The 11,301-nt window shown below is 65.3% G+C and carries 8 protein-coding genes; 7 read left to right on the top strand and 1 reads right to left on the bottom strand.

All coding sequences use genetic code 11. The features are described from left to right. Positions 1 to 85: 85 nt before the first annotated feature. The gene (locus EWH12_RS20595; protein WP_422917748.1) at positions 86 to 880 is read right to left on the bottom strand and encodes an ArdC family protein; all 795 of its coding nucleotides are present in this window, start codon (positions 878 to 880) and stop codon (positions 86 to 88) included. Positions 881 to 1,470: 590 nt separating this feature from the next. Between EWH12_RS20595 and EWH12_RS20600 the strand changes: the two genes are divergently transcribed. The 7 genes from EWH12_RS20600 (at position 1,471) to EWH12_RS20630 (ending at position 11,178) form a co-directional block, all read left to right on the top strand. Next, positions 1,471 to 1,740: a hypothetical protein gene (locus EWH12_RS20600; RefSeq protein WP_129927674.1), complete on the top strand. Its 270-nt coding sequence runs from the start codon at positions 1,471 to 1,473 to the stop codon at positions 1,738 to 1,740. 350 nt (positions 1,741 to 2,090) lie between these two features. Continuing rightward, a complete protein-coding gene (zorA, locus tag EWH12_RS20605; RefSeq protein WP_129927675.1) occupies positions 2,091 to 4,103 on the top strand; it encodes an anti-phage ZorAB system protein ZorA in 2,013 nt (670 codons plus the stop codon). A gap of 3 nt (positions 4,104 to 4,106) precedes the next feature. Further along, a complete protein-coding gene (locus EWH12_RS20610) occupies positions 4,107 to 4,886 on the top strand; it encodes an OmpA/MotB family protein (RefSeq protein ID WP_129927676.1) in 780 nt (259 codons plus the stop codon). Further along, entirely contained in the window at positions 4,883 to 6,253 is a 1,371-nt protein-coding gene (locus EWH12_RS20615; protein ID WP_129927677.1) for an EH signature domain-containing protein, read from the top strand. Before EWH12_RS20610 ends, EWH12_RS20615 begins: the two co-directional genes overlap by 4 nt. After that, positions 6,247 to 9,837, top strand: coding sequence for a DEAD/DEAH box helicase (locus EWH12_RS20620; RefSeq protein WP_129927678.1), 3,591 nt, complete (start codon positions 6,247 to 6,249; stop codon positions 9,835 to 9,837). The genes EWH12_RS20615 and EWH12_RS20620 overlap by 7 nt, the downstream gene beginning before the upstream one ends. Before the next feature lie 87 nt (positions 9,838 to 9,924). Then, complete coding sequence (locus EWH12_RS20625) at positions 9,925 to 10,815, top strand: tetratricopeptide repeat protein (protein WP_207212459.1); 891 nt, start codon at positions 9,925 to 9,927, stop codon at positions 10,813 to 10,815. 117 nt (positions 10,816 to 10,932) lie between these two features. After that, positions 10,933 to 11,178 carry a phospholipase D-like domain-containing protein gene (locus tag EWH12_RS20630; RefSeq protein ID WP_129927680.1) on the top strand — a complete coding sequence of 82 codons (246 nt, stop codon included), beginning with the start codon at positions 10,933 to 10,935 and terminating at the stop codon, positions 11,176 to 11,178. Positions 11,179 to 11,301: the final 123 nt, after the last annotated feature.

Raw genomic sequence — 11,301 nt, forward strand, 5'->3', positions numbered from 1 at the left:
AGCAATCAGGCTGGCCTCCGCCAGCTCTTGGGTCAGCGCTACGGCCAGCCTGATTACTGCCTACCGTGGGCGTCCATCGCCGACCTTACTGCAATGTTGCGGACGGCGCAGACTGTCCAGATAAGGCAATCAATTCCTCGCGGGCATAATCCTTCGATCCGAAGCTGCCCGCGAGGTTGCGGTTCAGCCGCGACTTGTGGCCGCTGCCGTGACAAAGTTCGTGCAGGCAGGTCCGGTAATAGTTGATCTGCTCGAAGAAGGCCGGTTGCGGCGGCACCTGCACATAATCCAGCGAGGGCACATAATAGGCGCGGTTGCCGCCGACGCGGAAGTCGATGCCGCTCGCCGCGATCACTTCCTCGGCGACCGGCACGATCTGGCGTTCGGGCAGCGGCACGGGTTCAGGCGCGAGGCCGGGGCGCAGCCCTTCGCACTGCGCGACGTTGAACACGGTGAAGCGTTTCAGGAACGGTATGGTCTTGGCGTCGCCGCCGGTTTCGACGGCGCGGGCCTTCTCCGCCTCGGGAGTGAAGCGGTCGGCATAGACAACGGTGGTGCCACGCTCGCCCTTTCGAACGCAGCCGCCCGCCTCCAGCGCCTGCTTGAAGGTCAGCCAGCCCTGCGAGGGAAACTCATGCTCGATCACCGCGCCCCACAGGATCAGGACATTGACGCCCGAATAGCGCCGTGCGGTGAGCGCGTTGCGCGGCAGGCCGGGACCGATCGCGCCGCCGTCCGCATCGGGCTGGCCCCATGGCTGAACCCATGGGAAACGGCCTGCCTCGAGCTCGCCGATGATCCGCGCCGTCACCTCGTCATAGAGGTTCGCGCGGTTCGCATCGCCCCCTTTGCTTTGCGTCCGGGTCTTCGCCGGGACCACTTTCCCGCCCTCGTTCGCTTGGGGTTTCCGACCCTTGCCGGACACGCGATGGCCAGTGGATGCACGCATCGTTCACCTCCTCAAGCCGCCCGAAAACCACCATGGCCTCCCCGAAAAGCGGGGTGGGCGGCAAGATGCGACCGGAAAGGCCCGCCGCGAGCGGAGCCGGCACCCAAGCCGGGGTCCCCGTCGCGCCAGCGATGGGGTGGCGCAGGGCCGGAACGATAGTGGAGGAGCCGGTCCCGAGCGCAGCCGAGGGCCGGCTTGCCGGCGACGCGGGCGGGCCTAGCAGGGAGCGCCGCCCACCCGCGCTTGACCGGGAGAGGCCACCAAAAGCGCCGCCGCGCACCAGCGCGGCGACCGCGTCAAGGATGGGCACGGCCCGTCCGCTAGCGCCAGCCGATCGTCACCGACAGGACGAGACCCGGTGAAGGCGGGGCTCGGTGGCGAAGACGACGGAAAGCCTTTGACGTCGCCGAGCCATAGAGCGCGGTCGCGCCGGCAGGCGCGAGGCGCCTTCGAAGACCACTCCCTCTTTCCAGCAACAGAGCACGATTTACACGACCACCTCGGCACCATAGATTATGCCCATGTCCGACCACGATCCCAATCTTGTCATTTCCGGGCTTTCCGGCACTGTCACACAGGACGGTGTCACCGTGGAGGTCAATATCGTCCGACTCGAGGACGAACCCGACTGGTCGCTCGAAGTGGTCAACTCCAGTGGCACTTCGACGGTGTGGGATGATCAGTTTCCTACGGACGCGGCCGCTCTGGACGCATTCCGACAGGCAGTTGCCGAAGAAGGCATGGCCTGCTTTCTGGACAGCGCCACGGTTATTCCCTTCCCGAGCCGTTAGCGGGACCGGCAACGCCCGACCAAGACACATCGTTCTGATAAAGTGGCGGGAATTTCCGCTCACGCGGGAACCTGCCATTCGCAACACTCAACCGGCCGGGCAGCGACGCACCCTGTTGTCGACCGTTGTTCCGGCAACGAGGCGCCCGCCCAAAGTTGAACGCGCCACATCCTGAGCCGGAGCTATCGCGGGCGGCGTTATAACAGCGCCGTGGACGGCCTCGGCATGACTGCACTCCAGCTTCGGTCGACAAGAACAACTGGCGCCTTGCAATTTCCCTTGGCATTTCACGTGCGTGAACGGTGTAACCTCGATACACAGTCATTCATCGAGCGAAAATTGGGGGCTCAATGGAATCGCATGTCAACCCGATCAACGGGATGGTCGTACTCGTCTTTGGGAATCCATCGGCGGCGCTGTGGATATCGCTGGTAATACTTCTGTCCTGCGCGCTGATCATTGGCCGCAACAATATCCGTTTCCACCGACCGTTGAAAGCGGCGCTGAAGCAACGTGTCGACATACTTGCTCCCGTGCTTGCAGTGGATGACAACCACACGGCGCAGCGTGTCTTCGCCGAGCGGTTCTACGAGATCGATGCAGCGATGGTGGCTGGCGATCGAGGCGCTGCCGAAATCCGACTGGCATGGAGCCAGTTTCGCGAGACGATCCTCGATGAATCCGAAGTGCCGATGCGCGCGACCGTGCGAGCGGACGGCTATTTCCTCCATCTTGGCGATGACACGCGGATTCTGGCCTGGTGGGCGAACATCTTCGTCGCGATCGGGCTCACCTTCACGTTCCTCGGCATCGTTGCTGCGTTGACGACCACAGTAACAGCGCTGAGCGCGGCCAATGGATCGGCGAACATGACGCCGGCACTGATCAATTTGCTGACGATTACGTCGGTCAAGTTCTGGACGTCGATCGCTGGCGTCCTGGCGTCTATCCTGCTGCGCGTGTTCGATCGGCGCTGGCACGCCGCCAGCCAGCGCGAGCTTGAATGCATCGTCGATGCGATCGACCGCGGCACCCTGTTCTCGCCACCGCAGCGGATCGCCGCCGAACAGCTGCGCGAGACCAAGGAGCAGACGACCGCGCTCAAGAGCTTCAGCCATGAACTGGCAATCGCCATCGGCGAGAATCTGGAGCGCCAGATGCAGCCGATGGTGCAGGTGCTTGGGGGCATTCAGGCAAGCATCGACGATTTCAAAAGCGGCAGCTTCAATCAGATCGGCAAGGAGCTGGGCGATGCTCTGAGCCGGAATGCCGGGGCTGAGATGGCGCAGCTCGGCGCGGCGCTCACGGACATGACGACGCGGCTGGCGACGATCCATGAGCAGATCGAAGGATCGGGTCAGGCCGCGAACGACCAGATCGCCCAGGCCGCCCGCGATTTCGCGACGGCTTCGGACAAGATGACCGCGATGTTCGACGCGCTCCACACCCGCATCGATGCGACCGGCGCGCGGCTGACCGAGACCGCGCAGACCGCCAGCAGCGAGGCGGTTGAGCAGTTCGGCCGCGCGACCACGGGCATCCAAGCCGCCTTCGATCAGATGCGCGGCGAGATCGCCGATATTGGTGGGCGGCTGACGGCAGGTGCCGACGCCGCTGCGACCCGCAATGCCGAGGTGCTCGGACGCGCCGCCGATGCGCTCGAGGCCGCGACCGGGCGTGCCGCGACCGGCATGAGCGAGGCGGTCGACGCCGCTGTCGCCAAAGCCAGCGAAGAAAGCGCGAAGGCAATCGCCAGCGCGTTCGCTTCCTTCGGTGCACGCTTCGATGAGGCGAGCGGGGGACTTGTCGAAACATTGCGGACAACGGCGGGACGCATGGAAGCGCTCGCCGCCGGAATCGAGCGATCGGCGCAAGCCTCGGAATCGCACGCCGGCAAGCTTGTCGAGGCAGGCCGCGCCGCCGAAGGGGTTGCGGGTACGTTGAACCGCGCCGCCAATGACCTCCAAGGCGCCGCCACACCGATCCGCAGCGCGACCGAGGCGATCGGCACGGCGGTCGCCAGGGTTCAGGAGGCCATGACCCGGCAGAGCGATGCGGCAAGCGAGCAGCACCGCGCCGTTGCGGGCATTGCCGAAAAGCTCGGTGAGACCAGCGAAGCCGCCAATCGCGCATGGACAAGCTATCGCGACCGCTTCGAAGCCGTCGACACGGCGCTCGCGGCAGCGCTCGACCAGATCCGGAGCGCGTCGGGCGACCATGCCGCGCATCTCAACGAGCAGGTCGGCCGGATCGATAACGCCTTGGCCGGCGCGGTCGACAAGCTCTCGGCAGCACTCGAGCCGCTGACCGAGCTTGCCGATCAGATCGAGGACCTGCTCGGCAAGATGCAGGCGCAGGAGTAAGCGATGGAAAGGCGTGGCGTCCGGCGCAGCCGATCGGAAGAGGAAGAGGAGAGCTATTTCGTGTCGATGGCCGACATGATGGTGGGGCTGTTGTTCATCTTCATCATCTTGCTGCTCTATTTTGCACTGCAGTTCCGCCAAACCACCGACACGCTGACCAGCGCCGGCCAGACTCGCCGCGAGATCCTCGAGACGCTCAAGGAGCGGCTCGACAAAAGGCTGAAGCCGTACAACCTCACCGTTCGGATCGATGCCGAGACCGGCGTGCTCAGCCTGCCCAACAGTATCCTCTTCGACACCGGCCAGTTCGCGCTCAAGCCTGAGGGGCGTCAGGCGGTGGGCATCGTCGCGGACGAGCTTGCGGCAGTACTCCCTTGCTATGCCGATCGACTGCCGGGCGGACCGCCATGCCGGGGCAAGCCGGTCGCGGCGAACAAGATCGATGCAATCTTCATTGAGGGCCATACCGACAGCGACCCGCTTTCGGGCGGCGGGGTGCTTCGCGACAATATGGACCTGTCGGCACTCCGCGCGACCAACACGTTTCGCCAGCTCACCGATGCGCATCCCGAGCTCGAGCAGCTGGTCAACAGGTCAGGGCATCAGCCAGTGCCGATCCTGGGCGTCGCGGGCTATGGCGAGCGCCGTCCCGTGCCTGACGCGGCGGGAACGCCCGACCAGATAAAGGCGCAGAACCGCCGGATCGATCTGCGCTTCCTGATGGTTACCCCGCGCAGCGCGGACGGCGCTGCGATGAGCCGCATCCTGGAGCAACCGCGATGAGCGCGCTCAAGCGCGCGTGCGAACGCGCATCGGCGGCGAAAAGCCTCCCGCGGCGGGGCGACCGCTTCGAAATCGAGCGGGCCGAGCAGCGCATCGGTGCCGAGCCGGCGGGCAAGGCGCGAATCAAGGAAGCATGGACGCGCTTCCTGGCTCGGATCGATCCCGCTGCTCCCGAGCGGCTCAAGCCCAAGGATCTGAAGCGACTGCTCGATGGGATGTGGGCAGAGGACACGCTCGAGGAAGCGGCGCCGCCGGTGCTGGACCAGAGCGTCGCGCGGTCACGCAAAAGTGTGGATCGTGCGATCATCGCCGCCTATCTCCGTCATTTTCCGCTCGACCATTCCGGCTTCGATCACCTGATGCATGCCAGCGCGCTGGTCGCCAATCGGCACGACTGGCCATGGCGAGAGCGCGGCGACAGATGGGCGCTCTGGGATCCCGATGAAGGACCCTCGCGGCTGTCACGCGCTCTGCTTGGTACCGACGGACCGGCGCAGCTGCTCCGTGAGGCGGGTCTCGATGGCGATCTTGCGACTGGCGGCTTTGTCGAGGAGTCGCTGATCGCCGCCTGCGAAGCGGCGGCGGATCACCGCGGCGAAGCCGCCCAGCAAAGCGGGCGCCGCCTGATCGCATTGTTCGAGAGTTTCCCGACGACGAAGGAACTGAACGCCGCGCTGGCCTATGCCCTGCTCGCGCCCTGGACGCAGAGCAACTGCACTGAAGCGCATCAGCGGCTGGTCAGCGCGCTTCTGGTGGCGCGCAATGGCGATCCGCGGCTTGCGCCGCAACGCTGGGCTGCGCTGCGGCGTGATGTGCTGGCCATGTTCCCGGACGCCCAGGTCGACACCGCCTTCGCCGTGCTGCGCGGCTGGCTGGTACGCGCGACCGTCCGGGAGTTCTTCTCGGTGGTGGCGAAAACGGTCGAGCGGCGCGACCAATGGAAGGAACGCACCGATTTCTGGCTGGCATACCTCGATGCCGGGTTCATCACCGACGCATGGTTCGCGTTTGGCTCGCAAGCGGAGCGGCTCGCGCGCAAGTTCATGGATGACCAGGCAATTGCCTATGCGACGCTCGAAGGCGGTGGTGCCACGACGGCTCAGTCGGCATTGATCTTCTCGATCGGCGACATTCGCATCGCCGAGTGGAGCGATAACGGCAGTTGCCGTTTTTGGCGGGCAGCGGACCAGAAGGCGCCAAGTCTTTACCAGCGTCGCTATCAAGGGCCGGCTTTGCGAACCATGGCGGCGGGCGAAGGCTTCCGTGCGATTCCGCACAATCCGCCCAATGGCTGGCAGCCGAAGTTCGCGCGGCAGGTCTATCAGAGCGCCGGCGTGCGGCACCCCAGGCATGGAGCAGGATGGTGAGTGGTCCCGACGTGCGCTTCGAAGCGCGGCATGAGGATGGGCGCGAGCGGATCGAGCTGATCCGCGTCGAAGGCGGACGCTTCTTCGGCAAGGGGACGCGCTCCCTGATCCCTGTCGACGACTGGATAATCCAGGCTCCGACCGCGGCGCGTCCGGCGGTCGCACGGTTGCTGCAGGCGATCGGCGATGGCAACAATGCGCCCGATGGCTCGGCACAGGCTGAAGCCTCGGACAATGCGGTGTGTCTCCACCCTGGTCTGGTCGCCCAGCTGACCGAAGGTGAAGCCACAAGCCTTGGTCTCCCGCCGGTGGCACGTCTGGCGCTGAACCTGCAATCGATCGGGGTCGCGCATCAGGACGGTTTCCGCATCGAGACGCGCTGGACTCGGCCGAACGGCCTGCCGGCCGCGGTCAAGCAAAGCGGTGCGCGCGCGCATTTCGAAGCCAAGGAGTGGCGGATCGCCGAGCCGATCTGGACAACATTGCAGCTGGTCGAGCGGTTGAACGCCGCAACCGGCGAAAGCGAGCGGCAGGCAGCGCTTGCGGCGCTGCGCCAGGCGATCGGGGACGAGGATCGTTCTCTGATCAAGCCCGATGGCTTCATCGAACGGCTTCGGCTCAGCTACGCTGCGGGCTTCTCGCTTGATCTCAAGCCCTCGGCGCAAGGCTTCGATTTCGATCCGGTCCTCTTCAGCAAGGAGCGGATGCGCGAGACCGAGGACGGGGCGATCCTTGACGAGGCCGCTGATGGCCTGCTTCCTCCGGTGCTACAACAGCTGTTCGCCCGTCGATTTCGCCAGGGTGATGGGACACGGCGCGCCTATCTGCTTGATGGCGGATCGATCCTGTTTCTCGATCCGCTCTTGCAGCGGGCGCTTCGAGTTGTCCGCGACGCCCAGGGTGGGACCGCTGAACAGCGCCGACAATTCGCGCGCAGCCCGCAGCGTCGACTTGCCGAAGCACTCAGCGCCGAGGGTGCCGATGTCGCCGAGATCGGCACCCTGTTCGTCGAGACGCAGCAATTCTCCGAGCGCGTTTCGGGCATCGATATCTGGCGAAAGCCGGTGCTGCCCTGGATCAAGCCCAAGCCTAACAGCTGGCTACCCGAGGCTTTTGGCTTGCGCATCGGCGACCCGCCTGACGACCAGATGGTGGAGATCAAGCCGGAGGAGATTGCGCCCGCCGTCGAGGCCGTCGAGAATGCGCTTCGCGAGGAGCGGTCGACCTTCACCATCGGCGAGGCCGAGATACCCGCAACCGAGCAGACGCGCACCGCGCTGAACGATCTCGCCGCCATCGTGGAGGCAGCGCACGATGACGCTGCGAACGAGGGGCAGCCGCCGCCAGTCGCGACGCAGCGCTATTTCCTGCAGGTGCGCGACAATCTCGAAGACGTCGCCTATGCGCCCCTCGCGAAGGCGCCCGCGGCGCCCGCCGCCGCGCCGCCAGCACTTCCTCAAGCGCTCGTGACCACGCCCAAGCCGCATCAGGTCGATGGCTTCAACTGGCTGGTGGCATGCTGGCGGGCCGGGATGCCGGGCGCGCTGCTCGCCGACGACATGGGTCTGGGCAAGACTTTCCAGGCCCTCGCGTTCCTTGCCTGGCTACGCACAGAACAGCCATCGCCGAAACCCGTGTTGATCGTTGCGCCAACCGGCTTGCTCGCCAATTGGAAGCGCGAGATCGAACAGCATCTGGCGCCAGGCGCGCTGGGCCCGGTGGTCAGCGCCTATGGCGCCGGCCTCAATCGCTCGCGCGAGGAGATCGGCCGCGATATCGAGCTCGGCCGGGCGGCGATCGACGGCGATGCGTGGAGCCAGGCCGGCGTTGTGCTCACCACCTTCGAGACGATGCGGGACTATCATCTGAGTTTCGCCCGCCAGCCTTTCGCCGCGATCATCTATGACGAGGCGCAGAAGCTCAAGAATCCGGCCAGCCAGATGACCCGCGCGGGCAAGACGCTGAACGCGCGGTTCCAGCTGGCGATGACGGGAACGCCGGTCGAAAACCGGCTCCAGGATCTCTGGTCGGTGTTCGACGTAATCCATCCCGGGCTGCTCGGGTCGAGCAAGGCGTTCGAGAGCAGCTACCCCGCGTCCGATCCGGACAAGCTGCGCGAGCTGAATGTGGTGCTGACCGAAGCGAGCGACACTCGGCCCGCGCTGCTGCTGCGGCGGATGAAGGACGACTGCCTGCCGGGCCTGCCCGCCAAGCACATCCATCCGCTGCCGCTCGCGATGCCGCGCCCGCAGGCGGAAGCCTATGAACGGGTGATCCAACGCGCGATGGCGGCCCGCGGGACCGGCAAGCGCGGGCATATGCTGGAAATCCTGCACATGCTTCGCGGCGTGTCGCTGCACCCTTACGCCCCCGAAGATGCCACCGGCAGCTATTTCGAAGAGTCCGCGCGGCTGCAATCGACCTTCGAGATGCTCGACGCCATCAAGGTCAAGGGCGAGAAGGCGCTCATCTTCTGCGAAAGTCTGGCGATGCAGGCGCTGCTCGCCGCCGAAATCCGGCGCCGCTACGACCTGGGGCATGACGTGCTGCGCATCCATGGCGGCGTGACGGGCGATGCGCGGCAGGCGGCGGTCGAACAGTTTCAGCGTCGCCCAAGCGGGTTCGACGTGATGATCCTCTCACCCAAGGCGGGCGGCGTCGGGCTGACCCTGACCGCCGCAAATCATGTCATTCATCTCTCGCGCTGGTGGAACCCGGCAGTTGAGGATCAGGCGACCGATCGCGTATTCCGGATCGGGCAGGCGCGCGACGTCCATGTCTATCTGCCCCAATCGCTGCATCCGGACCCGGCGATCGGCCCGACAAGCTTCGACCTGAAGCTCGACGCGCTGATGACGCGCAAGCGGGAATTGAGCCGGGGGCTGCTCATCCCGGGCGAAGACGAGGCCGATACCAGCACGCTGTTCGAGGATGTGCTGGGCGGTCAGGACGAAACCGGCCCAGCCGCGGACTTGCCGCCATCGCCGGATGCAGAGGCGCAGGCGGATGAGCCTCCCCAGCCACCAACCGCTACGCCGGTCGCCGATACCGTGCCACCGAGGCGCCCGACGCTCAGCGTTGCGCTGCCCGAGCGATCGGCTCCGGCACCGTTGGCGGCGCCAAGCCGTTATGTGTTCGAGCCGAGCAAGCCACGCGATTTCGCGATCTTCCTGGCGCCGATTGCCGGCGACCATGTCATCGAGCTGCTGGTCAAGGACCCCTATGCCTGCGCCCGGTCGCACAACCGGCAGCATCTGATCGAATTCATGAAGCGGCTTGCCGGCGCGGCCCGCCGCATCGACGCAGTGACCTGCCATAGCCTGGACGCTGACAGCGTCGATAACCGGCAGGAAACGGACGCGGACCAGCGCAACGATCTTGAGCGGCGATGGCAGGCGAGCTTCGCGGGCGGGCCGAGCCTGCGCCATGTCCAGATCTCCAAGCGCATCAATCGCAATTTCCATGCGCGAGAGGTGACGGCTCGCCTCGCTTCCGGTCGCGTCATTCTGTGGGATCTGGACAATGGAATCGACGGTGTCATGCGTAGCGACCGGCGCTGTGTCGTCGCCTGCTTTCCACAATAGGTGACGTTCGTGATCAACCTTATCAAGCGCCTGCTAGGCTCTCAGCAGACGGCGCCGCGACGCGCGTCAACGCGGACGGACGAACCGATGCTGAGTTTCGGCGCGGCTGGCGACCGGTTCGTGCGAATCGCGTCGCTCGACTTCTTCGGACAATATCGGCGTTCCCCCGATGGCCGCTGGTTGCTCGCCTGGCGCGACGGCAATGACGCGGGCACGCATGGCGGACACCGCAGCAGCGGGCCGGGGCGCTTCTATCTGTTCGAGGGCGACCGGCTGGCGGCGCAGGGCCGGGCCGAACGTCCGAACGACGGACAAGTCGCCGACAACGGCAGTTTTGTCATCAACGACTGGCTGTTCGGTGACGGCCTCAAGGGGGTGTTCCGTGCCTATCGCGCGGATGGGACGCTCCTCGTGGAGCGTTCCTTCACGGCGAACCTGCTCAATAATGGCATCGCCGATGATGGCGGCATGGCGGTGTGCCAGACCTGCAACGCGCCGGGTCCCGACGGATCGCTGCTCGCGATCTTCGATCTCGCGTCGGGTCGAGAGGTTGCCGACTGGGTTCCGGAAAGTGGCTGGGCGCAGAGCTACGCTTTTCCAGAGGCGGGCAGAATCCGGCTCCGCTATCACGACGGCCAGGCCTACGACTATGCCATCGATGGCCAATTCCTCGACCGGGATCGCTGGATCGATGCACAGGCTCGCAGCGACAATGTGCATATCCTCCACAATCTGCTGCGCGGATCGGCACTCCCCCCGATGATGAGCGGCAAGATCATCGCATCCGTCAATGCGATCCTCGCCGAACCGGAGTTCGCCCCCGCCGAGCGCCCCCTGGCGCTCAAGGTACGTGGGCTTTGTCAGGAAGCGCTAGGCAATCTCGCCAGCGCGCTTTCAGATTATGAGGAAGCGATCGCGCTCGATCCAAAAATCGGGCTGAAGCGAAAGGCAGCGGAATTGCGCAGACGTCTCGCCTGAGCGTGCAAGCATCTCCGCTGCCGTGGCGCACAGGCGCGAGGCCCCGACCTGCGCTGTTCGATATTGGCCAGGGTAGTGCGCGACTTGCGGACTTCATGCCTGGCAATGGGAGGGAAAATGGCGCGGTTTCTCGATCACAAGCAGGTGCGCGACGCAGTCCAGACTGTTGTCGCGGGTGACGATGTCAGATGCGCCGTCGCGTTCTGGGGTGATGGCGCGCTCAAGGCACTATTCGGTTCCAAGAAGCGTGCTTCGAAGGCGCGGATCATCTGCGACCTCTCGATGGGCGGCACCAATCCGGAGGAACTGGTGCTGCTCGGGGCGCCCGATAATCCCGACCTCAAGCATCTCAGGGGATTGTGAGAACGGCGGAGCAATATTCGACCACGGTAGCGGCGGGATAGTCCTGCTGCGGGCGGCGTAAAAGTCGTCCACCTTGAAGCCTTTCTGCCGAGTCAGGGAGGTGTGGGGATCTACAGCGTGGAA

The organism is Sphingobium cupriresistens (assembly GCF_004152865.1).
GTDB classification, from domain to species: domain Bacteria; phylum Pseudomonadota; class Alphaproteobacteria; order Sphingomonadales; family Sphingomonadaceae; genus Sphingobium; species Sphingobium cupriresistens.

Coding starts and splice junctions, on each gene's coding strand:
- EWH12_RS20600 (WP_129927674.1), top strand. CDS start 1,471: ATGTCCGACCACGATCCCAATCTTGTCATTTCCGGGCTTTCCGGCACT.
- zorA (WP_129927675.1), top strand. CDS start 2,091: ATGGAATCGCATGTCAACCCGATCAACGGGATGGTCGTACTCGTCTTT.
- EWH12_RS20610 (WP_129927676.1), top strand. CDS start 4,107: ATGGAAAGGCGTGGCGTCCGGCGCAGCCGATCGGAAGAGGAAGAGGAG.
- EWH12_RS20615 (WP_129927677.1), top strand. CDS start 4,883: ATGAGCGCGCTCAAGCGCGCGTGCGAACGCGCATCGGCGGCGAAAAGC.
- EWH12_RS20620 (WP_129927678.1), top strand. CDS start 6,247: ATGGTGAGTGGTCCCGACGTGCGCTTCGAAGCGCGGCATGAGGATGGG.
- EWH12_RS20625 (WP_207212459.1), top strand. CDS start 9,925: ATGCTGAGTTTCGGCGCGGCTGGCGACCGGTTCGTGCGAATCGCGTCG.
- EWH12_RS20630 (WP_129927680.1), top strand. CDS start 10,933: ATGGCGCGGTTTCTCGATCACAAGCAGGTGCGCGACGCAGTCCAGACT.